This window comes from Leisingera thetidis (assembly GCF_025857195.1).
Lineage (GTDB): Bacteria > Pseudomonadota > Alphaproteobacteria > Rhodobacterales > Rhodobacteraceae > Leisingera > Leisingera thetidis.
This window is the reverse complement of record NZ_CP109787.1, coordinates 926,940-950,099: the sequence shown is the minus strand read 5'-3', so window position 1 is coordinate 950,099 and position 23,160 is coordinate 926,940. Positions and strand designations below refer to the sequence as shown.

21 protein-coding genes are annotated in these 23,160 nt (G+C 65.5%); 6 read left to right on the top strand and 15 right to left on the bottom strand.

The genetic code is table 11. From position 1 onward, the window contains the following. Positions 1–81 precede the first annotated feature (81 nt). From glyS to OKQ63_RS04455, 3 genes are all read right to left on the bottom strand, one after another. Entirely contained in the window at positions 82–2,223 is a 2,142-nt protein-coding gene (gene glyS / locus OKQ63_RS04465; RefSeq protein ID WP_434086053.1) for a glycine--tRNA ligase subunit beta, read from the bottom strand. 121 nt (positions 2,224–2,344) lie between these two features. Further along, positions 2,345–2,899 carry a DUF6446 family protein gene (locus tag OKQ63_RS04460; protein ID WP_264212764.1) on the bottom strand — a complete coding sequence of 185 codons (555 nt, stop codon included), beginning with the start codon at positions 2,897–2,899 and terminating at the stop codon, positions 2,345–2,347. Positions 2,900–2,916: 17 nt separating this feature from the next. Beyond that, a complete protein-coding gene (locus OKQ63_RS04455) occupies positions 2,917–3,858 on the bottom strand; it encodes a glycine--tRNA ligase subunit alpha (protein ID WP_264212763.1) in 942 nt (313 codons plus the stop codon). A 256-nt stretch (positions 3,859–4,114) separates the two neighbouring features. On the opposite strand from OKQ63_RS04455, the gene OKQ63_RS04450 reads away from it, so the two are divergent. After that, positions 4,115–5,890 (top strand): trypsin-like peptidase domain-containing protein, encoded by a 1,776-nt coding sequence (locus OKQ63_RS04450; protein ID WP_264212762.1) that lies wholly within the window; start codon positions 4,115–4,117, stop codon positions 5,888–5,890. A gap of 289 nt (positions 5,891–6,179) precedes the next feature. Here OKQ63_RS04450 and OKQ63_RS04445 read toward each other — a convergent pair whose 3' ends face one another. From OKQ63_RS04445 to OKQ63_RS04430, 4 genes are all read right to left on the bottom strand, one after another. Next, the gene (locus tag OKQ63_RS04445) at positions 6,180–6,821 is read right to left on the bottom strand and encodes an SDR family oxidoreductase (RefSeq protein ID WP_264212761.1); all 642 of its coding nucleotides are present in this window, start codon (positions 6,819–6,821) and stop codon (positions 6,180–6,182) included. Between the two features lie 13 nt (positions 6,822–6,834). Continuing rightward, the gene (locus OKQ63_RS04440; protein WP_264212760.1) at positions 6,835–7,344 is read right to left on the bottom strand and encodes a DUF1178 family protein; all 510 of its coding nucleotides are present in this window, start codon (positions 7,342–7,344) and stop codon (positions 6,835–6,837) included. A 67-nt stretch (positions 7,345–7,411) separates the two neighbouring features. Further along, positions 7,412–8,182 carry an EcsC family protein gene (locus tag OKQ63_RS04435; RefSeq protein ID WP_264212759.1) on the bottom strand — a complete coding sequence of 257 codons (771 nt, stop codon included), beginning with the start codon at positions 8,180–8,182 and terminating at the stop codon, positions 7,412–7,414. A 47-nt stretch (positions 8,183–8,229) separates the two neighbouring features. After that, on the bottom strand, positions 8,230–8,736 hold the full coding sequence (locus OKQ63_RS04430; protein WP_434086036.1) for a GNAT family N-acetyltransferase: 507 nt from the start codon (positions 8,734–8,736) through the stop codon (positions 8,230–8,232). 89 nt (positions 8,737–8,825) lie between these two features. Here OKQ63_RS04430 and OKQ63_RS04425 point away from each other — a divergent pair, with 89 nt between their 5' ends. Together OKQ63_RS04425 and OKQ63_RS04420 are read left to right on the top strand one after the other, a co-directional pair. After that, the gene (locus OKQ63_RS04425; RefSeq protein WP_264212757.1) at positions 8,826–9,431 is read left to right on the top strand and encodes a flavin reductase family protein; all 606 of its coding nucleotides are present in this window, start codon (positions 8,826–8,828) and stop codon (positions 9,429–9,431) included. An 8-nt stretch (positions 9,432–9,439) separates the two neighbouring features. Continuing rightward, positions 9,440–10,081 (top strand): CatB-related O-acetyltransferase, encoded by a 642-nt coding sequence (locus tag OKQ63_RS04420; protein ID WP_264212756.1) that lies wholly within the window; start codon positions 9,440–9,442, stop codon positions 10,079–10,081. A gap of 105 nt (positions 10,082–10,186) precedes the next feature. On the opposite strand, the gene OKQ63_RS04415 is transcribed toward OKQ63_RS04420, so the two are convergent. Further along, positions 10,187–11,830: a SulP family inorganic anion transporter gene (locus OKQ63_RS04415; RefSeq protein WP_264212755.1), complete on the bottom strand. Its 1,644-nt coding sequence runs from the start codon at positions 11,828–11,830 to the stop codon at positions 10,187–10,189. Positions 11,831–12,086: 256 nt separating this feature from the next. Between OKQ63_RS04415 and OKQ63_RS04410 the strand changes: the two genes are divergently transcribed. From OKQ63_RS04410 to OKQ63_RS04400, 3 genes are all read left to right on the top strand, one after another. Next, complete coding sequence (locus OKQ63_RS04410; RefSeq protein WP_264212754.1) at positions 12,087–13,043, top strand: PRC-barrel domain-containing protein; 957 nt, start codon at positions 12,087–12,089, stop codon at positions 13,041–13,043. Positions 13,044–13,399: 356 nt separating this feature from the next. Further along, positions 13,400–14,263, top strand: a complete 864-nt coding sequence (locus OKQ63_RS04405) for an S-methyl-5'-thioadenosine phosphorylase (protein WP_264213875.1) — start codon at positions 13,400–13,402, stop codon at positions 14,261–14,263. A gap of 699 nt (positions 14,264–14,962) precedes the next feature. Further along, positions 14,963–15,502: an adenine phosphoribosyltransferase gene (locus tag OKQ63_RS04400; RefSeq protein WP_264212753.1), complete on the top strand. Its 540-nt coding sequence runs from the start codon at positions 14,963–14,965 to the stop codon at positions 15,500–15,502. A gap of 217 nt (positions 15,503–15,719) precedes the next feature. On the opposite strand, the gene OKQ63_RS04395 is transcribed toward OKQ63_RS04400, so the two are convergent. The 7 genes from OKQ63_RS04395 to OKQ63_RS04365 form a co-directional block, all read right to left on the bottom strand. Then, positions 15,720–17,138 carry an FAD-binding oxidoreductase gene (locus OKQ63_RS04395; protein ID WP_264212752.1) on the bottom strand — a complete coding sequence of 473 codons (1,419 nt, stop codon included), beginning with the start codon at positions 17,136–17,138 and terminating at the stop codon, positions 15,720–15,722. A 41-nt stretch (positions 17,139–17,179) separates the two neighbouring features. Further along, positions 17,180–18,004: an MBL fold metallo-hydrolase gene (locus OKQ63_RS04390; protein WP_264212751.1), complete on the bottom strand. Its 825-nt coding sequence runs from the start codon at positions 18,002–18,004 to the stop codon at positions 17,180–17,182. Positions 18,005–18,289: 285 nt separating this feature from the next. Next, on the bottom strand, positions 18,290–18,880 hold the full coding sequence (locus OKQ63_RS04385) for a GNAT family N-acetyltransferase (RefSeq protein WP_264212750.1): 591 nt from the start codon (positions 18,878–18,880) through the stop codon (positions 18,290–18,292). Beyond that, a complete protein-coding gene (locus OKQ63_RS04380; RefSeq protein WP_264212749.1) occupies positions 18,880–20,142 on the bottom strand; it encodes a M16 family metallopeptidase in 1,263 nt (420 codons plus the stop codon). The genes OKQ63_RS04385 and OKQ63_RS04380 overlap by 1 nt, the downstream gene beginning before the upstream one ends. After that, positions 20,139–21,527 carry a threonine synthase gene (thrC, locus tag OKQ63_RS04375; protein WP_264212748.1) on the bottom strand — a complete coding sequence of 463 codons (1,389 nt, stop codon included), beginning with the start codon at positions 21,525–21,527 and terminating at the stop codon, positions 20,139–20,141. Before thrC ends, OKQ63_RS04380 begins: the two co-directional genes overlap by 4 nt. A 19-nt stretch (positions 21,528–21,546) precedes the next feature. Continuing rightward, positions 21,547–22,215: an SURF1 family protein gene (locus tag OKQ63_RS04370; protein WP_264212747.1), complete on the bottom strand. Its 669-nt coding sequence runs from the start codon at positions 22,213–22,215 to the stop codon at positions 21,547–21,549. A 115-nt stretch (positions 22,216–22,330) separates the two neighbouring features. After that, entirely contained in the window at positions 22,331–23,140 is an 810-nt protein-coding gene (locus OKQ63_RS04365; protein ID WP_264212746.1) for a cytochrome c oxidase subunit 3, read from the bottom strand. Positions 23,141–23,160 lie beyond the last annotated feature (20 nt).

The window sequence follows — 23,160 nt, the reverse complement described above, 5'->3', positions numbered from 1 at the left end:
ATGAAAAACCGGCCTTTCCTCGCGGAAAGGCCGGTGCTTCCGGCGGGTGTCGTTTCCGGAACGATGAAAGCGTGCCGGAAGTCAGCCTTCGACCCTGGTGAGGTCGGCAACCTGGCCGCAGACCTGGCGGATCTGGCTGAGAAGGTTCAGCCGGTTGCGGCGGACAATTTCGCTCTCCGCATTCACCTGCACCGCCTCGAAGAACGCATCGATGGGCGCGCGCAGGGCGGCCATGCCGCGCATGGCTGCCGCGAAATCCTCGGCCTCGATAGCCGGGGAGATCGCCGCCCCGCCTGCCTCCAGCGAATCGAACAGCGCCTGTTCCGCGGGATCCTCGGCAAACTTGCGGTCGGCGCCGTATGAGTATTCGACCCCGTCCTTTTCCTCTTCTTTCGAGAGGATGTTGTTGGCGCGTTTGAAGCCCTGCAGCAGGTTTTCGCCATCCTCGGTCTTCAGGAAGTCCTCCAGTGCGCGGGCGCGTTTCACCAGCAGGGTCAGGTCGTCGTTGCCCTCCATCGCGATGCAGGCGTCGATCACGTCGTGGCGGATGCCCTGATCGCGCAGAAAGACCTTGAGGCGGTCGTGGAAGAAGGAGAGGAGGTCTACCGGGATTTTCAGCGCATGCTCCAGTTCTTCGGAGGCTTCGCTATCCGCTGTGGGCAAATCCCTAGAAAGAAGTTCATTGAGACGCTCTTTGAACCTAGCAAGCAAATCAGACTCAGACCCGTCCTTGACTACGTGCTGAGAAAAGCCACGCAAGTTTAGCTTCCAAAGCGAACCACGTACATCATTCTCCAGCACCAGCCGGATCACCCCCAGCGCGGCGCGGCGCAGGGCGAAGGGGTCTTTCGAGCCGGTCGGCTTTTCATCAATCGCCCAGAAGCCGGTCAGCGTGTCCAGCTTGTCGGCCAGCGCCACCGCTACCGAAACCGGCTCCGACGGCACGTCGTCGCCCGGCCCCAGCGGCGAATAATGCGCTTCGCAGGCGTTCGCCACCTCTTGCGGCAGGCCAGCCGCCTCGGCGTAGTACCGGCCCATCAGCCCCTGCAGTTCCGGGAATTCATAGACCATTTCAGACGACAGATCGGCCTTGGCCACCCGGGCGGCCTGCTCTGCCAGATCCGCATCGGCCCCCACCACAGGCGCGATCTCGCGGGCCAGTGCCGCGATGCGGTCAATGCGCGCCGCCTGGGTGCCCAGCTTGTTGTGGAAGGTCACGTTGCCGAGGTTCTCCACCCAGGCGCTCATGCCCGCTTTGGACTTCGCCGTGCGCAGGTCGTTCTCCCAGAAGAACTTGGCATCCGCCAGACGCGCCGACAACACCTTTTGATTGCCCGCCAGGATGGTCGCGCCGTTGTCGGCGGTCTCGCGGTTGGCCACGGTGATGAACTTCTCGATCCGGCCGGTCTTGGGGTTCTTCACCGAGAAGAACTTCTGGTGTTCCTTCATGGAGGTCTGCAAAACCTCCGGCGGCAGCTGCAGGAACTCTTCATCAATCGCGCCCATCAGCACCACCGGCCATTCCACCAGACCCGCGACCTCGGCCAGCAGGCCCTTGTCCTCGACCACGTCCAGCCCGCTGGCAAAGGCCTGATTGGTCGCCTCCTGCCAGATCGCCTCGGCCCGTTCGCGGGGGTCCAGCACCACAAAAGCGCGTTTCAGCTTGGCGGCGTAGTCATCAAAACCGGTGACGGTTATCTTTTCCGGCGCCATGAAGCGGTGGCCGCGGGTGGTGTTGCCCGCCTTGATCCCGTCGATGTCCAGATCCACCACGGACGCGCCCGCCTCATCCGACAGGATGCACAGGATCGAATGCAGCGGCCGAACCCAGCGCAGGGATCCTGCGCCCCAGCGCATGGATTTCGGCCAGGGAAAGTTGCGGATACAGTCTTCCAGCACCTCGGCGATGATTTCGGCCGCCGCCCGTCCCGGCTTTTCGATCATCGCGAAATAGACCGCGCCCTTGGGGGTGTCGCGCTCCTCCAGCTGGTCGCGGCTCAGGCCAGCGCCGCGCAGGAAACCCTCGATCGCCTTGTCCGGCGCACCGACCTTGGGGCCCTTGCGCTCTTCGCGGAGGGTGGGGCTTTCGCCCAGCAGGCCATCCACCGCCAGAGTCAGGCGGCGCGGTGTCGACAGCGCCGCGGCGCCGGCATAGGTGAGGCCCGCCTCGACCAATCCGTCGGTCACGCGCTTTTTCAGGTCCTCGGCGGCGCGCGCCTGCATGCGGGCCGGGATTTCCTCGGAAAACAGTTCAATCAGCAGATCGGGCATCAGGTGTCCTCACGGGTGGCCGCGCGGGCGGGCGCAGCAGAAATTCGGGAAAGAGCCGGTGCAGCGGAGAATGTCATTCTTCCGCCTGCCCGGCTTCGGGTGCCTCGCCTGCCCCGGGACGGGGCGGGCATTCCTCGCCCACCACGGTGCCGTCATAGGCTTTCTGGCCGCAGTCGTTCAGCTCGTGCCAGACATAGCCGCGGCCGTCGCCGGTGACGGCAACAATCCGGTCAACGCCATAGGAGATGTTCTTGACCGACAGGAAGGACTTGGCGGTGCCCTCCGCCAGTTTGCCGCCGATTGCTGCGGCATCAAAGCAGGTGAACCAGTCCGGAGCATTGCGCGGCTCGGTCTTGCCGGACAGGGTAAAAACCTGTGCCAGCTCGTCCGGTGTGACCTTGGTCTGGAAACAGGCCCGGTAGCGGATCGGCGAGCTGTCCGCGTCGATGGCTTCAAAGCCGGAATAGGCAATCGGCTGCGCTTCACCGCCGCCCAGCGGCACCAGCACCACGTCGCGGCCCGGCTGCAGCTCGACCTCGTCGTAGAAGCCATAAACCTGCAGATAATACATTGCTCCCCCAGCGGCGAGGGCGGAGACGATCAGGATCAGAGCGAGGAACTTTCCCATAACTATCAGCTCCCTGCTCAGGCAGCACTTTCGGCCGCATGGCCGCCGGCTTCGGTCAGCACGAATGCATCGGCGCATTGCTTGGCCAGTGCGCGGACCCGGCCGATATAGGCCTGCCGCTCGGTGACCGAAATCACCCCGCGCGCATCCAGAAGGTTGAAGATGTGCGAAGCCTTGATGCACTGGTCATAGGCGGGATGCGCCATGATGATGCGCTTGCCTGTCTTGGGATCCATGTGCTCCTGCGCCAGAATGGCGGCGCATTCGGCCTCGGCTTCCTCGAAATGGCGCAGCAGCACTTCGGTGTTGGCCACGTCAAAGTTCCAGCGGGCGTATTCTTCCTCGGTCTGCCTGAACACATCGCCATAGGTCAGCGGGATCACCGCGTCCGGATCGTTGAACGGCATATCCATGACGTGATCAACGCCAAGGATGTACATCGCCAGACGCTCCAGCCCATAAGTCAGCTCGCCGGACACCGGATGGCAGTCATGGCCGCCGACCTGCTGGAAATAGGTGAACTGGGAAACTTCCATGCCGTCGCACCAGACTTCCCAGCCGAGACCCCAGGCCCCCAGCGTCGGCGACTCCCAGTCATCCTCGACAAAGCGGATGTCATGCATCGCCATATCGACGCCGATTGCCTCCAGCGAGCCAAGGTACAGCTCCTGCAGGTCCGGCGGGCTGGGTTTGATCAGCACCTGGTACTGGTAATAATGCTGCAGCCGGTTCGGGTTCTCGCCATAGCGCCCGTCGGTGGGGCGGCGCGACGGCTGCACATAGGCCGCAGCCCAGGCCTTGGACCCCAGCGAGCGCAGCGTGGTTGCCGGGTGAAAGGTCCCGGCGCCGACTTCCATATCATAGGGCTGCATCACCGCGCAGCCCTTGGCGGCCCAGTAATTCTGAAGCCTCAGGATAATCTCTTGGAAGGAGCGCGGCGCGCCATTGGTCTGGGTCATTTCTCATCCCTTTAGGGGCAGCTGGGGCAGCAATTGCGGGGATCTTCCTATGCAAGCCTATGGTCAGGGTCAACGCCCTCTGGCCCCTGCGCCGCCGCCTCCGGGCCCCTGCCCGCCCTGCATCGGCGCAAAAGTTGAGGAAATGCGGCAACGGGCCGGCAATTCCCCCCGTGATGAGGAGTTCCCTTTGCCGCCGCAAAATGCTTAACCTCCGCGGCAAAGAACAAGAGTACTTCCGGGATACGAGGCCCTGACAATGAAAAAACTGATTGCCGCTCTGGCCCTGCCGCTGATTGCGCTGGCCATAGCGTTCACTGCGCCGGTTGCGGCGCAAAGCAGCCGGGACGCGGTCTGGATCCAAATCGCCGCCCGTCCCTCGCTGCGCGAGGCCGAAGGCGAAGCCCGCACCTATGCGGCGCGCCTGCCTGACGTGTCGGGCTATGCGCTTGGCGGCGGCTGGTACGGGGTGGTTCTGGGCCCCTACGCCCGCGACGACGCCGAACGGGTGCTGCAGGTCTACCGCGCCGAGGGCCAGATCCCGCGCGACAGCTTCATCGCCTTTCAACGCAACCTGCGCGGCCAGTTCTACCCGGTGGCCGCAGATGCTGCTGCATCGGCGCAGCCAGCCCCTGCCCCGCCGGAACCTGCAGCCCCGGCAACGGCAGAGCCCGCACCGCAGCAACAGGCGGCCTTGCAGTCGAACCTGCCTGATGAAACACCCGCCCAGGCACGGCGCAGCGAAAGTGCGCTCAGCCGCGAGCAGCGCATGGATCTGCAGGTCGCACTGAAGGCGGCAGGCTTTTACGACTCCGGCATCGACGGCGCCTTCGGCCGCGGCACCCGCGCTTCGATGAGCGACTGGCAGGCTGCCCGCGGCTTTGAGCCGACCGGTGTGCTGACCACGGCTCAGCGCCAGGTGCTGATGGATGAATACAACGCCCCGCTGATCTCCGTCGGCATGGCCCGTGTGGAGGACGCCAAGGCCGGCATCGGCCTGCAGATCCCCGCAGATGAAGTGGCTTTCGACCGTTATGAATCGCCCTTTGCCCACTACGCCAGTTCCGGCGAGTTGGGCGCCCAGGTCCTGCTGATCAGCCAGCCCGGCGACAAGCGCACCCTGTTCGGCCTCTACGACATCCTGCAAACGCTGGAGATCGTGCCGCTGAACGGCCCGCGCCAGCGCGGCAACGACAGCTTCACCATCGAAGGCCGCAACAGCAAGATCGTCTCCTTCACCCAGGCCAGCCTGAAGAACGGCGAGGTCAAAGGTTTCACCCTGATCTGGCCCGCCGGTGACGAAGACCGCCGCGCCCGGGTGCTGGCCGCCATGCAAGCCAGCTTCGCCCGTCTGGATGGGGTGCTGGACCCGGCGGCAGGCGGCGATGCGGTGCAAAACATCGATTTGGTCTCCGGTCTGGAAATCCGCAAGCCGAAACTGTCGCGCTCCGGGTTCTTCGTGGACGGCGAGGGCAGCGTTCTGACCACTTCGGACGTGGTGGCCGGCTGCACCCGGATCACTCTGGACCACGGTTATCAGGCAGCAGTGGCGGCCAACAACACCGCGGACGGCATCGCAATCCTGCGTCCTGCCGAGCCGCTGGCGCCTGCTGCGGTTGCCGAACTCAGTGCCGCCTCGCCGCGGCTGCAATCCGAAGTGGCGGTCTCCGGCTTCTCCTACGAGGGCGTACTGGGAGCCCCCAGCCTCACCTGGGGCCGGATCGCTGACGTCAAGAGCCTGGATGGCAGCACCGGCGTGGCCAGGCTCGAACTGGCACCGCAGCCCGGCGACGCCGGCGGCCCCGTGCTCGACAGCACCGGCACCGTTCTGGGGATGCTGCTGCCGCGCCAAATCGAGGGCAAGCAACTGCCCGAAGGCGTGAGCTTTGCCGTCAATGCCGAAGCCATCCGCAGCGCGCTGAGCGCCGCCGGCCTGACCCCTGCGGCACAGAGCGCACCGGCAGGCAGCCTGCCCAATGCGGCGATGGCCCGGCTGGCCTCCGGCATGACCGTGCTGGTCAGCTGCTGGGAGTAACCGGCCGCCGGCTCTTGATGGGCCTGATCAGACAGCCAGCAGCCGGCGCGGTACCCGCGCCGGCTGTTCCATGCGCCGCGTCCGCAACGCCCGGCAGCTTGGGAACAGGCAGGCACTCCCGCCCGGCTTCAGGCATTGCTGTGCCTTCAGCCCGTTGGGCATGGCACCGTGCCTGCGCACGGTGCCGCGCCGCGCATCCGCGCGGCGCCCGGCCCAAGACAGCCAATGGGACAGGCGCAGCCCGGCCCCTGCGGGCGCGGGAGCCTCTGCCTGCTGTGCTTCAATCACTTCAGTAGGGGTGAATGCGGCCGTCCCAAGTGTGGAAACAGCCGGTGGTGTCCAGGTTCAGCACCGCAAACTCATCGATCAGCCCGGCGACGGACTCTGCCACCGTGATATCGCCATCGCAACCGCCCATATCGGTGCGCACCCATCCCGGATGGTAGATGCCCACGGCAATTCCCTCGGGCTTCAGATCCGTGGCCAGGTTGCGCCCGATATTGAGCGCCGCCGCCTTGGAGGCGCGGTAGGCATAGCTGCCGCCCGGTGCGCGCGACTGGCTGGCCATCTGCGACGACAGAATGGCAATCTTCGGCTCTTCCGCCAGCCGCAGATTGGGCAGCATCGCCTGCACGGTCAGGAACACGCCGGTCACATTGGCCGCCAGGGTCTTCGCCCAGACCTCGGCCGAGTAGTCCTCAAGCCCCATCGCCTTGTCGATATAGACCCCGGCATTGCAGACCAGCAGATCCACCGGCCGGTTCCGGATCTGGGCAGCGAAACGCGCCTGCTGGCCGGGGTCGGAGACATCCAGCTTCACCCCGGAGGAATGATCCCGGGACGTGCCCGTCACCTCATACCCCGCCTCCTGCAGCCGTTTCACCAGCTCTTTGCCGATGCCGCGGCTGGTTCCAGTCACAACTGCATGCATTTTGCCCTGCCCTTCAGTTCGATTTGCGCCCGGGCCGGAACGGCAGCGGCATCACCGGCACGCCGTCCTCGATCAGTTCCCGCGCGTCTTCCAGCTTTGCCTCGCCATGGATCGCCCGCTCCGGCGCTTCGCCGAGGTGCATGGCCCGTGCCTCCTGCACAAAACGGCCGCCGACGTATTCGGAGTTTTCCTCGACCTTCCTGCGCAGCTCTGCGATCGCTTTTTCCACCTCTCCCGAGGGGCGGCTCAGCATGCCGGGTTCCCGGCGCCCTGCCGCGACAGCTGCCGGAACCGGAGCCGGAACGGCAGGCGCGGCTGCCTGCGGCTCTGGTTCCCCCACCGCAGACACTGCCGTGCGTCCCGGCCGCACCCGTGGCGCCATGACGGCTTTCTCCACCCGGCTGCCGCCGCAGACCGCACAGGACACCATCCCGGCCGCCGCCAGCTTGTCAAAAGCCGCAGCCGACTGGAACCAGCTGTCAAAGCTGTGGCCATCGGCGCATTTGAGGCTGTATTGAATCATGCTTTCCCTCTTAGCAGGAAGCGATGATTAAATCTCCCTTCCCGGCAAGTGCAAGCGGTCTCTGCATCTACCCGCTGTCCGCGCGCTGCAGCCGCTGCCGCAGCCGGGCGGCCAGTTCGTCCTGCGGCCGGTCCGCCTCGATGGCCAGGCGGCGCAGCCCGAAATGCACATGCGCCATTTCCCGGTAATATCCCGCAAAGACGTAATTCACCGCAGCCCCGGCAACCGCGCCGGCAATCGGCACCGCCTGGGCTGCCAGCTTTTGCCCCAGCACCGCGCCCAGTTTGGGTGCGACCTGGGCAATCAGCTTGTGCAGCCCGCCCGGCAGCCCCAGCCGCACCGAGACAAAGCCCAGATCCGCGCCATCGTCCTCCGCCAGCGGGCCCGCCGCCGCAAACACCTGGATGCAATCGAAAACCACGCTTTCGGCCTCCGGGTCAAACCCCTCAGCCGCAGCAGCGCCCTGAATGGTCCGCAGCAGAAAGGCCGTGGTCGCAGGCAGTTCCACCAGCGCCCCCGGCAGACCTGCCGCCCCGCCGGCGGCCCCCATGGCGGCACTCAGCACCCGGTCGACGCCGGGTTTCTGGTCCGGCACCAGGCGGCGTGACCGGCTGGCGCCCTTCATTGCCAGCCGCAAGGCGGTTTCCGTGGCGCCGGTCAGCCCGGCGCGCACCGGCGCCGGCAGCCGCTCCAGCAGGCTCTCGCCGCTGCCGCCCAGCCGGTTCAAAAGGCCGACGCCAGCCCCTCCCGCTGCGCGGTGCCGCTGTGCCAGCGCGTCCAGTTCGGTATCGATTTCCTGCGCGGTGATCTTCCGCGCGCCTATCAGTACATCTGCCACAACCGTCTCCTCTGCCCTTTCAAAGATCGGCAGCAGGATCAGCGATTTCAACCCTGCCAGCGGCTGACCTGGCCCTGAATGCCCTCCCAGGCGCCCGCTTGCAACGCAAGCCCCAGCACCCGGTCGGGGTTGGTCGGCGGCGGCATCTCCGCACCATCAAGCCGGGAGAATCCGAACCGCTGGTAATAGGGCGCATCGCCCACCAGCATCACTCGCGCCCAGCCGGTTTCCGCCGCCTTGGCCAGGCTGTCGCGAATCAGAGACCCGCCCAGCCCCTCGCCCTGGCGGGTCGGGTGCACCGCAACCGGCCCCAGCAGCAGCGCCGGCGCGGTGCCGACCAGAACCGGCCAGAACCGGATCGCCGCGGCCAGGATGCCGTCGCTGTCGCGCGCCACCTGGCTGAGGCCCTCAACCGGAAGCACCCCGTCGCGCAGACGGTAGGACGACAACGCCTCGCGGCCCGGCGCAAAGCACAGGTCATACAATGCCTCAACCTCCCACCGGTCGTCCGGCTGCTCTGCCATCAGTTCGATCACGCTGCCCTGCCTCCGCATTCTTCCCCTGCAGGCTGGCATTCGGCCTAACACGCGCGTAAGCCTTGGGCAAACACCTAAGACCCTGACCCCCAGAGCAGGAAGCACGAATGTTCTACCGACCCGAAGACGGCCACGGCCTGCCCCACAACCCGTTCAACGCCATTGTCACGCCGCGGCCGATCGGCTGGATCTCCTCGCGCTCCGCTGCCGGGGTGAACAACCTGGCGCCCTATTCCTTCTTCAACGCTGTGGCCTACACGCCGCCGCAGGTGATGTTTGCCTCCACCAGCGCCAAACCGGACCAGGACGGCACCAAGGACAGCGTGGCCAATATCGAGGATACCGGCGTGTTCTGCGTCAACGTGGTGTCCTATGCGCTGCGCGATGCGATGAACGCCAGCTCCGGTGCGCTGCCCAAGGACGTGGACGAGTTCGCCCATGCGGGCCTGACTGCCGCCGAATGCGAGACCATTGCCTGCGCCCGCGTCGCCGAAACACCCGCTGCCTTGGAATGCAGGCTGACCCGAATCGTGACCCTGCCGGGCGAAGCGAACAAGGTGGTCTTCGGCGAGGTTACCGGCGTGCATCTGCGCGACGACTGCCTGCGCGATGGCGTCTTTGATGTCACCGCCTTCCAGCCGCTTGCCCGCCTCGGCTACCGCGACTATTCGGTGGTGCGCGAGCTGTTCCCGCTCACCCGTCCCGACGACTGAGGTCCGCCATGCCCCTGCCCGACCCTTCCATACGCCACCCGATCATCCTGCCGGACGGCACACCGCACGCCGGCACCGTGATGCTGAGCCAAGCGCTGGATCACCCGAACATCCAGGCGGGCGATTACAGCTATGCCTCCGATTTCGACCCGCCGCGGGACTGGGCGCAGCACCTGGCCCCGTATCTGTTCCCCGGCGCCCGCGAGCGCCTGGTGATCGGCCGTTTCTGCCAGATCGCCCACGGCGTCCGCTTCATCACCTCTTCGGCCAATCACGCGCAGGAGGGGCTGAGCTGCTACCCCTTCCCGGTGTTCGACCCGGCGCAGATGGCAGGCTTCCAGCCAGACACCCGCGATACGGTGATCGGCAACGATGTCTGGATTGGCTACGGCGCGCTGATTCTGCCCGGTGCGCGCATCGGCGACGGCGCCATCATCGGCGCCGGCGCCGTGCTGCGCGGTTCGGTGCCGCCTTACGCCATCGTCACCGGCAACCCCGGCACGGTGCAAAGCTACCGCTTCTCCAAACCGCAGATCGCCCGTCTGCTGGCACTGAAGTGGTGGGACTGGCCGCCCGAGCTGATCTCCCGCGCCGAACCGGCGCTGCTGTCCGGTGACCTCGACATGCTCGAAACCCTCGCCCCCGACTGAAGCCCGCCCGAAGCATCCGCTGCTCTGGCGGGCCAGAAGCCCCTCCAAAACAAGGAAGCCCGCGGCTCACCGGAACCGCGGGCTTCTTCTTCTAACCGTCAGGCGTCAGTGGCCGCCCAGAATTCCGGTCCTGACCGAGTAATCCACCGCCAGTTCGTATTCCGGGTCGTCATCGCTATCGACCATCAAATGCCCGGCTTTGGTCAGCAGCTGGTGGCAATCGCGGCTCAGGTGGCGCAGCACCAGCTTCTTGCCCTCGGCCTCATACTTGCCGGCCAGAGTTTCGATCGCCTGCAGCGCCGACTGGTCGACCACCCGGCTGCGGGCAAAGTCGACGATCACCCGGTCCGGATCGCCGGCCACGTCGAACAGCTCGATGAAACCGTCGGTAGAGCCGAAGAACAGCGGCCCTTCGATCTCATAGACCTTGGCCCCCTTGTCGGTTGCGGACTCGCGGGTATAGGCATGGATGCGGCGCGCGTTGTTCCAGGCATAGGCCAGCGCCGAAACAATGACGCCAACCACCACTGCAATCGCCAGGTCGGTCATCACCGTGACCACGGTCACCAGCACAATCACAAAGGCATCCATCGGCGGCACCTTGGTCATGATCTTGAGCGAGTTCCAGGCAAAGGTGCCGATCACCACCATGAACATCACGCCGACCAGAGCGGCCAGCGGGATCTGCTCGATCAGCGGCGAGGCCACCACGATGAAGGCCAGCAGGAACAGCGCCGCGGCAATGCCGGCAATCCGGGTCCGGCCGCCGGATTTCACGTTGATCATCGACTGGCCGATCATCGCACAGCCGCCCATGCCGCCAAAGAAGCCAGTCACCACGTTGGAGGCGCCTTGCGCAATGCATTCCTGCGAAGCACCGCCGCGCTTGCCGGTGATCTCGCCGACCAGGTTCAGCGTCAGCAGGCTCTCGATCAGGCCGATTGCGGCCAGGATCACCGCATAGGGCAGGATGATCCACAGGGTTTCCAGCGTGAACGGCGCCAGCGCCGTGCCATAAAGCCCTTCACCGGATCCAAAGGGGTTATGGAACGCCGGGAAGCCGCCCTCGATCGAGGCCATGTCGCCGACCCTCGGCACATCCAGCCCCATGGCAATCACCAGCACCGCAACGATGCCGATCCCCGCCAGCGGCGCCGGGATGACGCTGGTGATCTTCGGCGTTCCCCAGATGATCAGCATGGTCAGCGCCACCAGCCCCAGCATCATAAACAGCGAGGCGCCGCTCAGCCATTCCGCGCCATCGGTGCCCGGCACCTTGAATTGGGTCAGCTGCGCCAGGAAGATCACGATCGCGAGGCCATTCACAAACCCCAGCATCACCGGATGCGGCACCAGGCGGATGAACTTGCCCCAGTGCATGACGCCGGCAATGATCTGCAGGATCCCCATCAGGACCACGGTGGCAAACAGGTACTCGACCCCGTGCTGCGCCACCAGCGCCACCATCACCACAGCCAGCGCACCCGTCGCGCCGGAAATCATGCCCGGACGGCCGCCGAACACCGCGGTGATCAGCCCGACCATGAACGCCGCATAAAGCCCGACCAGCGGATGCACCCCGGCGACAAAGGCAAAGGCCACCGCCTCCGGCACCAGCGCCAGCGCCACCGTCAGGCCGGACAACAGCTCGGTGCGCACACGCGCGACGGTAAAGCCCTCGTCCTGCATGATGGAAAGATTTGGCGGGGAAATCTGCTTGGCCAGCAAAGCCATGGCTGCGCGTCTCATTGGTGTACCTGTGCTCGGGAGGAGGTGTGTTCGCTGCCCGCCCCTAGCGGAAATACGCCGATGGGGCAAGGGTGACGTCTCTCAGCCCGCAAACCCGCGGCCCGGCCAATGGCAGCCCTGCAGGCCTTGCGCCGCCCCCGGGCGGCTCATTGCCGCCCGCCAGCATTTGCACCCGTGCGGGAACCGAAACCGGGTTCGGACGTTTACACCATGAGTACTCACGCACAAGCCACGACTTAACTGAGGAGAGATTGCCATGAAGACGTTGCTGCTTTCCACGGCGCTTGCCGCCGTGACAGCCTTCCCTGCGCTTGCGGCCGATGCCAAAAGCATGTTCCGCACCGAAGCCGGACCGCAGGAAATTCACGCATCCGAATTCATCGGGATGCGCGTCTACCGCGCTGAAGCTGCCGATGCCGACGAGTATGAAGGCGTTCAGGAGGGGTGGGACGATATTGGCGAGATCAACGATGTTGTTCTCAGCCGTGACGGTACAGTCGAAGCCGTGCTCGTCGATATCGGCGGGTTCCTCGGCATGGGCGAAAACCAGGTAGCGGTCGAGATGGACGCAATCCGCTTTGTGTCCGACAGCGCGACCCAGGAGGATGTCTCCGATTTCTTCCTGGTGCTGAATGCCCCGCGTGACGTGCTGGAGGAAGCTCCGGCTTACGAGATGTCCAGCAGCCATGACCAGACCGGCGCCGGCGCGGAAGCTGTTGCAAGCAGCGAGACCGCTGGTGCATCGGCCAAAACCGATACAGAAATGTCTGCGGAAGCCGAAATGTCTTCCGAAGATTCTGCCGCTGCCGGGTTGGATACCACGGCCACAGCGGACACGTCTTCAGAGTCGGAAAATATGTCTGACGCCGGAACCGTCGGCGATACGGCCACGGCAATCCGGACGCCGGTCCAGCGTGACGGTTACGTGACTGCGGAAGAGACCGATCTCACCGCGGAAACGCTGACAGGCGCGGCGGCCTATGACGCCAACGACGAATGGATCGGCGAGGTGTCCGAACTGCTGCTCACCGACGATGGCAAGGTCAAGGCGGCCGTTGTGGATGTCGGCGGTTTTCTCGGCATCGGCGAAAAGCCGGTGAAGCTTGAGCTGTCGCAGATGGACATTCTGCGGGCCGGCGATGGCACTGACATTCGCGTCTACATCTCGATGACCGAAGAGGAACTGAAATCCCTGCCGGACTACGAGGGCTGAGGACTGCTTCTTCGCAAGACCGGAAAACCCGCCAGCCGGCGGGTTTTCCCATGCGTGCCTGCCGGAACCTATCGTTGCAGGCACCTCGCCGGTCCAGAAGTTTGCCCGTCTGCCCGGGCTGACCGAACTCTTCCGCCACGGGCACGTCCGCACAATTTCATCTTTGCAAAAAATACTCCCGCCGGAGACCACCGGCCAGCCGGCATCCGCCCGGCGCACAGGGGTGCACAGGCGGTGTACGGATGCCAGCCGCTCAAATCACAGCTTGGGCTTGCCAAATCCCGCCCCGCTTGCGCATATCCCAAGCAACAGCATCAGGAGGGCAGCACGTGACCGCACCAGAACCCCGCGAAACCATGATTGCCGTGATCGGCGGCTCGGGCATTTACGAGATCGACGGGCTGGAGGGCGCCGAATGGGTCTCGGTGGAAACCCCCTGGGGGGCACCGTCGGACCATATCCTGACCGGCACCTTGGGCGGCGTGAAGATGGCCTTCCTGCCCCGCCACGGCCGCGGCCATGTGCATTCCCCGACCGAGGTCCCCTACCGTGCCAATATCGACGCGCTGAAGCGGATGGGGGTGACGGACGTTTTCTCGGTCTCCGCCTGCGGATCGTTCCGCGAGGAAATGGCGCCGGGAGATTTCGTCATCGTCGATCAGTTCATCGACCGGACCTTCGCGCGCGAGAAAAGCTTCTTCGGCACCGGCTGCGTCGCCCATGTGAGCGTCGCACACCCGACCTGCGAACGGCTGTCGGACGCGGCGGAAACGGCAGGCAGGGATGCCGGCATCAAGATCCACCGCGGCGGCACCTACCTGTGCATGGAAGGGCCGCAGTTCTCCTCGATGGCAGAGTCGAAACTCTACCGCGAGCAATGGAGCTGCGACGTGATCGGGATGACCAACATGCCCGAAGCCAAGCTCGCCCGCGAGGCTGAGCTCTGCTATGCCTCGATCGCCATGGTGACCGACTACGACAGCTGGCACCCGGACCACGGCGCCGTGGATATCACCGACATCATCGCCACGCTGCAGGGAAACTCCGCCAACGCCCGCGAGCTGGTGCGCCGCCTGCCTGCCCTGCTGGGCCAGGAGCGCGCGGATTGCCCGCATGGCTGCGACAAGGCGCTGGAACATGCGATCATGACTGCACCGGCAAAGCGCAGCCCTGAGCTTCTGGCCAAGCTGGACGCCGTGGCAGGCCGGGTTCTGGGCTGATCGCAAGCGGCATTTCCGGGGCGGGCCTGCGGGCGCGCCTCTTGCCTTTTGTGAGCCCCGTGCCGCTATCGGCCCTGACCTGCCCGCCGCAGCCTCCCCCACCATTGAGCAGAGCCTGCCCGACCTCTGCAAGCGCAGGCGGATGCGTAAGAGCCATCTCACCGCGGCGCAAACCATCCGCTGCCCCGCAGAGCCGCATAGGCCCCGGGAACGCGGTATCCCCTCTACCGGGAAGAAGACCTGGCGGTGAAGCTGCGGCGGAGCCGCAAGCGGGCGCAGACATCCTGCATATCCCTGCGTTCATTTCCCGGTGGCGCGGCGGTTCCGGGCGGCGCCCAGCCGTGCTTTGTTCCGCGCCGGCGGAGACCAGGGGCCAGCTGGACGGCTCCCCCAGTGTTGAGCAGATCGTTGGCTGTTCTCTCTGGTTCCGTACCCTGCCGATGGTGCCGGCCCGGCTCCGGACCACCTTTGCAAAACGCGGCCCGCCGGAGGCGCTGATGTGCCGGCGCAAAAGTTTTCCCCGGTGACGTCCCGCGGCAGAGGTGCGTGGCCAACGTTTTGGTCCGGCGGCTGCCCCGTGGCCGAGGAGCCGTGAAATCATTGTTCCCCTTGCATGGAAGCGCCGCTTCGGCCAAACCGCCGGAGACCCGGCGGCGCTGCCGGGCTGCAGTCTCAGTTGCGCCAAGGGGAGCCAAACCGATGCCCAAAAAGCCCGCCGTCAAGGATTACATCCGCACCATTGTCGACTTCCCGCATGAAGGGATCATGTTCCGCGACGTGACCACCCTGTTTGCCGACCCGCGCGGCTTCCGCATGGCGATCGACCAGATGCTGCACCCCTATGCGGGCGAGCGGATTGACAAGGTGGTCGGGCTCGAGGCGCGCGGCTTCATTCTGGGCGGCGCCATTGCGCACCAGCTGAGCGTCGGCTTTGTGCCGATCCGCAAGAAAGGCAAGCTGCCCGGCACAACCATCAGCCAGGACTACAAGCTGGAATACGGCGAGGCGATCGTCGAGATCCATGACGATGCGATCAAACCGGGCGAGAAAGTGCTGATGGTCGATGACCTGCTGGCCACCGGCGGCACCGCAGGCGCCGGCATCAAGCTGATCGAGCGGCTGGGCGGCGAGATCGTCTCCTGCGCCTTCATCGTCGATCTGCCCGAACTGGGCGGCCGCAGGCTGCTGGAGGATATGGGCATGGACGTGCATGTGCTCTGCGAGTTCGAAGGCCTTTGAGAGCCGCACAGGCCTGGGCCCCGGGACTCCCCGGGGCTCCCGCCGGTCACACGCCTTTCTTCCGAAAGGCTCTGCCCGTTGGGCATGGCCCTTTCCGGCCCCGCAGGGCCGGAAAGGGCGCGCCGCGCGGATGCGCGGCGCCGGGCCCAAAGCCGCCAGGCGGTCCGGCGCAGCCGGGCAGCCGCGGCTGCGGGAGCCCTCCCCCCTATAAGGTAAATCAGACGGTCCTGAGCACCGCGCCGGGATTCATGATCCCGTTCGGGTCCAGCGCCTGCTTGATGGCGCGCATCGCGGCCAGCTTGGCCGGACCGCCGTAGCGTTCCAGATCGCCGGTCTTCATCCGCCCCACCCCGTGTTCGGCGCTGAACGAACCGCCGAAGGCATGAACCAGATCATGCACCGCTTCCGCCACCGCCCCGCGCAGACCGTCGAAATCCTCACGCCTCCGGCCCAAGGGCGGAAAGACATTATAGTGCAAGTTGCCATCTCCCAGATGACCGAAGCAGTTGATGCGGAAGGCCCCCAGACCCGCCACCGCTTCGCGGCCCCGGTCGATGAAAGCAGGAATCTCAGAGACCGGCACCGAGATGTCGTGGCTGGACACCGAGCCGATGGCCTTGTTGGCCACCGGAATGTGCTCGCGCACCGACCACAGCGCCTGCCGCTGGGCTTCGGACTGGGCAATCACGCCATCCGGCGCCAGCCCTGCGCCATGGGCTGCTGCAAACAGCTCCTCCAGAGCCTCTTCCGCATTCAGCCCGCGCGGCAGCCCCAGCTCGATCAGCACACACCATTCCGGTGCCGGATCAAAGGGCTGGCGAACCTGCGGCAGGGCTTCTGCCAGGAACTCCAGCCCCTGCCGGTGCATCAGCTCAAAGGCGCTGACAGCCTCGCCGGCCTGGTCGCGGGCCAGCGCCAGCAGTGAAATGGCGGCTTGCGGATCGCTGACGGTGAAGACCGCGGTGCCCGTCTGAGCCGGGACCGGCGACAGTTTCAGCGCGGCGGCGGTGATCACGCCCAGTGTGCCCTCGGCCCCAACCAGGAGGTTTTTCAGGTCATAGCCGGTGTTATCCTTCCTCAGCCGCGACAGCCCGTGCCAGATCTGCCCTGACGGCAGCACTGCCTCCAGCCCCAGGCAGAGGTCGCGGGCATTGCCGTAGCGCAGCACACCGACCCCGCCGGCATTGGTCGAGAGGTTGCCGCCGATCCGGGCCGAGCCTTCTGCCGCCAGCGAAAGCGGGAACAGGCGGTCCGCCGCCCGCGCCGCTGCCTGCACATCCGCCAGAATCGCGCCGGCCTCGGCGATCAGGACATTCTCCTGCGGGTAAACCGACCGGATTGCGGCCATCCGCTCCAGCGACAGCACCAGCGGCGCAGGGCCGTCCGGCATCACCTGGCCGCCGACCAACCCGGTGCCGCCGCCGTAGGGCACCACCGGCACAAGGGCAGCATTGGCCTCGCGGATCAGGATCGAGACCTGCTCCACGTTCTGCGGCAGCGCCAGCACCCCCGCCTGTCCATGAAACCGCCCGCGCGGCTCCTCCAGGTAGCGCGGCTCGGGCACGCGCAGCACGCCCTCGGGCAGCAGGGCGGAGAGACGGGCGGCAAAGGCGGGATCGGCGGGATTGAGGCTCATGCCCTATCCATGCCGCATGGCCCTGCGGCTGGCAAGGCGGCTCACTCTTCCTCCAGCAGGTGCCTTGGCCGCAGCACATGGATGGTGGGGCGGCTGGGCAGGCTGCGCAGCGAGACGCTCAGCGCGCTGCCGCCGGTGTCCACCACATCGAACGCGGGGCCGGTCCGGGCCAGGAAGCGCTCCAGCGAGGTGTCGCTGAACCAATGCATCGGAATGATGACCGAGGACCGCAGCCGCCCCAGCACTTCGAGCATCTGATCCAGCGGCAGGGTGATGCCGCCGTCCACCGCCGCCATCACCACGTCGAGCCGCCCGAGTGCGGCGAATTGCTCCGGTGTGGGCACGTGGTGCAGATGGCCCAGATGTCCGATGCACAGGCCTGCGGCCTCGAACACGAAGATCGAGTTGCCGCGCGCCTCGACGCCGCCGAACATGTTGCGGATATCGGTGGAGACATTGCGGATCAGCATCTCGCCGAGGTCGAGGTGGTGCTCGATCCCGGCGCCGGCCGGGCCCCAGCCGGGCAGCACATGCGGAATCGCGGGATCCGGATGTGCGGTCCAGTGGGTTTCATGGGCATGATTCATGGTGACGACATCCGGGATCAGCGGCGCGGCGCCGGTGAAGCCGGTGAAATCGGTAACGACCTTCAGCCCGCCTTCGGTGCGCAGCAGAAAGGAGGCATGGGCGATATAGCGGATATGCACGCTGTCCTGAGCAACCGGCTCCTGCCAGGCGGCCTTGTTCAGATACTCCAGGCCGGGGGTTTGCCGGGCCAGTGCAATGCAATGGCTCTGACGCCGCTCCTGCGCCTGCAAGGCACCGGCACAGAGGATCAGCCAAAGGAGACAGAGGAACGCGCGCATGAAGCAGGTTCTAGGGCGCAATTCTCCCCTGTCAGCCCCTATGCCGAAAAAACACCTGGCAGCGCTCCCGCCTGTTCCGGCAGAATTGAAAATTCCGCCACACAGTTGGGCCGGGCGCCGTGCCTGCGGCACGACGCGGGCACGGTGCGTATTGCAGCCTCTCTCCTGGCTGCAAGGCCAGGGGGCGCTGCACCGCAGGTGCGGCGCCACGCCCAACGGGAGCGGCGCATTGAAAATGCGCCGGCGACGGGCGGGAGCCGTCCCGTTGCGCAGCCTTGCCGGTGCCTAGGCCTGGCCCGTCAGGGTCTTGCCGCGCCGGTCGTGGCGCAGGGCGGCATAAAGCACATGGGTGCGCCAGCGGCCATTGATCTGCAGATAGGACTGGGCAACGCCTTCATACTTGAAGCCGGATTTCTCCAAGAGCCCGCGGGAGGCCTGGTTTTCCGGCAGGCAGGCAGCCTCGATCCGGGAAAGGTCCAGTTTGGAAAACGCGTGATGCACCACTGCCCCGATCGCCTCGCGCATGTAGCCCTGGCGGGCAAAGGGAAGGCCCGTCCAATAGCCCAGCGTGCCGGCCTGGGCAGGGCCGCGGCGGATGTTGTCCAGCGTGATCGCCCCCACCAGAACCTGATCCGACCGGCGGATCAGGAACAGCGGCAGGGCCGACCCCGAAGATACCGAGCGGCGCGCCCAGTAGACCCGGTTGGTGAAGCTCTTGCGGCTGAGGTGATCCGCCGCCCAGCCCGGCTCCCAGGGCGTCAGATACGCCTGGCTTTGCAACCGCAGTGCCGCCCAGCCGTGAAAATCCGCATGCACCGGCGGCCTGAGTGTCAGGCGCTCGGTTTCGATGCGGACCTTGCGGCGGCTCAAGAGCATCAGGCGGCGCGCCTCTCCTGCAGCCTCTCCAATGCGGGCGCGCCCGCCACTGGACCGTAGAGCGCCAGGGCTGCCGGGGCGCTGACCGCCATGGTCTCCGCCAGCTCCCGCACGTCTTTGGTGGTCACTGCGTCAATCCGTTCGACAGTGCGTTCCAGCGACGGCACCTTGCCCCAGATCTGAACCAGACGCGCCAGGCGTTCGGCCCGGTTGGAGGGGCTTTCCAGCCCCATCAGCATACCCGCCTTCATCTGCGCGCGGGCGCGTTCGACCTCGGCTTCGGTCATGTCATCCGCGGCACGTTTCATCTCGTCGATTGTGATGTCCGCCAGTTCTGCCAGCTGCTCGCCCGAGGTGCCGGCATAAACCGTCATCGACCCGGTATCGGCATAGGACCCCGCCTGCGAAAAGATCGTGTAGCAAAGCCCGCGCTTTTCACGCACCTCCTGGAACAGCCGCGAGGACATGCCGCCGCCAAGGGCACTGGCATAGATCTGCGCGGTGTACATGGACTGGTCGCGGTAGCCGGGGCCTTCGAAGGCCAGCGCGAAATGCGCCTGCTCCAGGTCCTTCACTTGCCGCGCCTCTCCGCCGGTGAAGGTCGCGCCTTCGGCGGTGAACTCCGGCTTGGCCGCCATATGGCCGAACAGCCGCTCCGCCAGCTTGACGAGCGCGTCGTGATCCACACCGCCCGCCGCCGCCAGGATCATCTGGCCAGGGCCGTAGTGCTCAGCCACAAACCCCTGCAGATCCTCGCGGCTGAAGCTGCGGACCCTTTCGGCCGGGCCCAGAATGGTGCGGCCCAGCGGCTGGCCGCGGTAGCTTTCCTCCTGCAGCCAGTCAAAGATCACGTCGTCGGGCGTGTCCAGCGACTGGCCGATCTCCTGCAGGATCACCCCGCGCTCGACCTCGATCTCGCGCGCATCGAACACGGGGTTCAGCAGGATGTCCCCGATCACATCCACCGCCAGCGGCACGTCGTCCTTGAGCACACGGGCATAATAGGCCGTCACCTCGCGCGAGGTGTAGGCGTTGATATAGCCGCCCACATCCTCGATCTCCTCGGCGATCTGCAGCGCCGTGCGGGTCTTGGTGCCCTTGAAGGCCATGTGCTCCAGGAAATGGGCAATGCCGTTCTGCTCAATCCGCTCGTGGCGGCCGCCGGCGCTGACCCAGATCCCGACCGCCGCGGATTCCAGACCCGGCATATGCTCGGAGACGATGCGGAACCCGTTGGCGAGTGTGTGCTGCTGAACTGTCAATTCGCGATGTTCTTTCTGATGTGATCCTCGAGGGCGGCCAGATCGTTGGCGATCCGGGTCACCCGTTCCGGCCTGTCATACAGGTCCGCCATGCGCGGGGGAAGAGGCGGATGAATGCCGCTGGCCTCTTCGACCGCGGCAGGGAATTTCGCCGGATGCGCGGTGGCAAGCGTGATCATCGGCACCTCCGCCGCGCGGTGCTCATTGGCGACCTTCACGGCAACGGCGCCATGCGGGCACAGCAGCTCGCCCGAGGCGGCCAGTTCGGATTTGATTGTCGCCAGCGTCTCTTCTTCGGAGGTGCGGCCCGAGGCGTAGGTCTCGCTCAGCGCCTGCATCGCACCTTGGGAGACATCAAAGCCGCCGATCTTCAGTTCATCCATCAGCAGCGCCACGGCCTTGCTGTCCTGGCCATAGGCGTAGAACAGGGCGCGCTCGAAGTTCGACGACACCTGAATGTCCATCGACGGCGAGATCGAGGGCCGGGTATCACCCTTGTAGTAGCCCTGCCCCGACAGGCAGCGGTGCAGGATGTCGTTCTGGTTGGTGGCGACCACCAGCTGGTCGATCGGAAGACCCATCTGCTTGGCAATGAAGCCCGCGAAGATATCGCCGAAGTTGCCGGTCGGCACGGTGAAGCTCACCTTGCGCTGCGGCGCGCCCAGCGACACCGCGGAGGAGAAGTAGTAGACCACCTGCGCCAGCACGCGAGCAATGTTGATCGAGTTGACGCCCGCCAGTTTCACACCGTCGCGGAAATCGAAGTCGTTGAACATGTCCTTCACGCGCGCCTGGCAGTCGTCGAAATCGCCATCTACAGCCAGCGCATGCACATTGGCGTCCTGCGGGGTGGTCATCTGGCGGCGCTGCACTTCGGACACCCGGCCATGCGGGAAAAGAATGAAGACATCCACATTGCTGAGGCCGCGGAATGCCTCCATCGCGGCGGAGCCGGTGTCGCCGGAGGTGGCGCCCGCGATGGTCACCCGGTCGCCGCGGCGCTCAAGTGCGGTCTGGAACAGCTGGCCGATCAGCTGCATGGCAAAATCCTTGAACGCCAGCGTGGGGCCGTGGAACAGCTCGAGCAGGAAATGGTTGGGCGCCAGCTGCTTCAAGGGCGCACGGGCGGCATGGCCGAAACCCTCATAGGCGCGGGCGATGATGCCGCGGAACTCGTCATCGGTGAAGCAGTCGCCGAGAAAGGGGCGCATGACGCGGAAGGCGGTTACCTCATAGGACAGCCCCGCCAGCGCCGCGATGTCGTCATGGGACATCTGCGGGATTTCGGCCGGCACATAGAGGCCGCCGTCACGGGCCAATCCGGTCAGCATCGCATCTTCAAAGGTCAGCTCGGGCGCTTGGCCCCGGGTCGAGATATATTTCATCGCCTTCAGCTCTTCAGGTTCAGGGGCGGCTGCGCCGCAGGAAGTAGATGGTCATCGCCGCCCAGATAACGGCCAGCGAAAACCAGGTGATCGCATATTGCAAGTGGTCATTGGAGATACCGGCGGTGGAGACCGGAAGAGGCCGCAGCCCCGCCTCCCCTTCCGGGTTCGCGCGCAGGACAATCATCACCGGTTCTGTGCCGAGGCGCTCTGCCATGCGCTGCGCATCGCGGGCGTACCAGATGTTACCATTCAGGTCCGGCTCCGGCGTGTAGCTGTCGGTTTCCTGCGGCCAGTGGATGTTGCCTTCGATGGCGGCGGGACCGCTGAGGCGCTCTGCCTGCTTGTGCTTGACCGGGACAAAGCCGCGGTCGATCAGCACCCGGCGCCCGTCTGCAAGCGTGAAAGGGGAAATCACCCGGTAGCCGGGTCCGGCGTCCTTGACCGAGGTGAGGACATGCAGCTCATCCGCACTGATTTCGCCTTGCAGGCGCACGGGGCGGTATCTGTCGGTTTCGGACTCCGGCTGCGCAGGCAGGCCGGCGGCGGGTTCACCTGCAATGCGCTCCTCGATGGTGGCGAGGATGCCTTCTTTCCAGGCCTTGCGCTGCAGCTGCCAGGTGCCAAGCCCGATCAGCACGGCCAGGCCCGCGCCGCTGATGATCAACAGGAAGATGACACGCCGCATTTGTGCCGCTCCGCTTCAAAACTTGAGGCGCGCAAGGTGTCCCCTGCGCGCCCCGTGTGTGACTTCATGCCTGCGGATAATCAACCGCAAACATGTAACCATTACAAACCGCCCGTTACAGACCGGAAGTGCCCCAGATGTAGACGGCCACGAACAGAAACAGCCAGACGACGTCCACGAAGTGCCAGTACCAGGCCGCGGCCTCGAAGCCGACGTGCTGCTCGGGGGTGAAGTCGCCCTTGATCGCGCGGATCAGGCAGACGGTCAGGAAGATGGTGCCGATCACGACGTGGAAGCCATGGAAGCCGGTTGCCATGAAGAAGTTCGAGTAGAACTCGTCACCGCCGAACTGCCAGCCTTCGTGCAGCAGGTGGGCGTATTCGTAGCCCTGCAGGAAGGTGAAGGCGATGCCGAACGCGATGCCGATGGCCAGGCCCTGGATCAGTGCCTTGCGGTCGTTGTTATGGACCAGCGCGTGGTGCGCCCAGGTCACGGCACAGCCCGACAGCAGCAGGATCAGGGTGTTGATCAGCGGCAGGTGGAACGGGTCGACCGGCAGGATCTCCGGCGCCACGTATTCGGTGCCGATATAGGTCTCCATTGGGTAGATCGCGTGTTTGAAGAACGACCAGAACCAGGCGAAGAAGAACATCACCTCGGACATCACAAACAGGATGAAGCCGTAGCGCAGGCCGATGCGGACAACCGGAGTGTGGTCGCCGACCTTGCTTTCGGCAACAACTTCGGACCACCAGGCAAAGGCGGAGTAGAGAACAGCCACAAAGCCGATCCAGAAGGCCCAGGCCGTGATGCCCTTCATCCAGAAGACTGCGCCAACCAGCATGACAAAGGTGCCCAGAGCGGCAGCCAGCGGCCAGATCGACGGCGGCAGAATATGATAGTCGTGATTTTTAGCATGCGCCATTTAAGTGTCCCTCACCAAAG

What these genes read in the sequence shown, in the direction of transcription:
- glyS (WP_434086053.1), bottom strand. Translation starts at nt 2,223, where the DNA reads ATGCAGGCGCGCGCCGCCGAGGACCTGAAAAAGCGCGTGACCGACGGA.
- OKQ63_RS04460 (WP_264212764.1), bottom strand. Translation starts at nt 2,899, where the DNA reads ATGGGAAAGTTCCTCGCTCTGATCCTGATCGTCTCCGCCCTCGCCGCT.
- OKQ63_RS04455 (WP_264212763.1), bottom strand. Translation starts at nt 3,858, where the DNA reads ATGACCCAGACCAATGGCGCGCCGCGCTCCTTCCAAGAGATTATCCTG.
- OKQ63_RS04450 (WP_264212762.1), top strand. Translation starts at nt 4,115, where the DNA reads ATGAAAAAACTGATTGCCGCTCTGGCCCTGCCGCTGATTGCGCTGGCC.
- OKQ63_RS04445 (WP_264212761.1), bottom strand. Translation starts at nt 6,821, where the DNA reads ATGCATGCAGTTGTGACTGGAACCAGCCGCGGCATCGGCAAAGAGCTG.
- OKQ63_RS04440 (WP_264212760.1), bottom strand. Translation starts at nt 7,344, where the DNA reads ATGATTCAATACAGCCTCAAATGCGCCGATGGCCACAGCTTTGACAGC.
- OKQ63_RS04430 (WP_434086036.1), bottom strand. Translation starts at nt 8,736, where the DNA reads ATGCGGAGGCAGGGCAGCGTGATCGAACTGATGGCAGAGCAGCCGGAC.
- OKQ63_RS04425 (WP_264212757.1), top strand. Translation starts at nt 8,826, where the DNA reads ATGTTCTACCGACCCGAAGACGGCCACGGCCTGCCCCACAACCCGTTC.
- OKQ63_RS04420 (WP_264212756.1), top strand. Translation starts at nt 9,440, where the DNA reads ATGCCCCTGCCCGACCCTTCCATACGCCACCCGATCATCCTGCCGGAC.
- OKQ63_RS04415 (WP_264212755.1), bottom strand. Translation starts at nt 11,830, where the DNA reads ATGAGACGCGCAGCCATGGCTTTGCTGGCCAAGCAGATTTCCCCGCCA.
- OKQ63_RS04410 (WP_264212754.1), top strand. Translation starts at nt 12,087, where the DNA reads ATGAAGACGTTGCTGCTTTCCACGGCGCTTGCCGCCGTGACAGCCTTC.
- OKQ63_RS04405 (WP_264213875.1), top strand. Translation starts at nt 13,400, where the DNA reads ATGATTGCCGTGATCGGCGGCTCGGGCATTTACGAGATCGACGGGCTG.
- OKQ63_RS04400 (WP_264212753.1), top strand. Translation starts at nt 14,963, where the DNA reads ATGCCCAAAAAGCCCGCCGTCAAGGATTACATCCGCACCATTGTCGAC.
- OKQ63_RS04395 (WP_264212752.1), bottom strand. Translation starts at nt 17,138, where the DNA reads ATGAGCCTCAATCCCGCCGATCCCGCCTTTGCCGCCCGTCTCTCCGCC.
- OKQ63_RS04390 (WP_264212751.1), bottom strand. Translation starts at nt 18,004, where the DNA reads ATGCGCGCGTTCCTCTGTCTCCTTTGGCTGATCCTCTGTGCCGGTGCC.
- OKQ63_RS04385 (WP_264212750.1), bottom strand. Translation starts at nt 18,880, where the DNA reads ATGCTCTTGAGCCGCCGCAAGGTCCGCATCGAAACCGAGCGCCTGACA.
- thrC (WP_264212748.1), bottom strand. Translation starts at nt 21,527, where the DNA reads ATGAAATATATCTCGACCCGGGGCCAAGCGCCCGAGCTGACCTTTGAA.
- OKQ63_RS04370 (WP_264212747.1), bottom strand. Translation starts at nt 22,215, where the DNA reads ATGCGGCGTGTCATCTTCCTGTTGATCATCAGCGGCGCGGGCCTGGCC.
- OKQ63_RS04365 (WP_264212746.1), bottom strand. Translation starts at nt 23,140, where the DNA reads ATGGCGCATGCTAAAAATCACGACTATCATATTCTGCCGCCGTCGATC.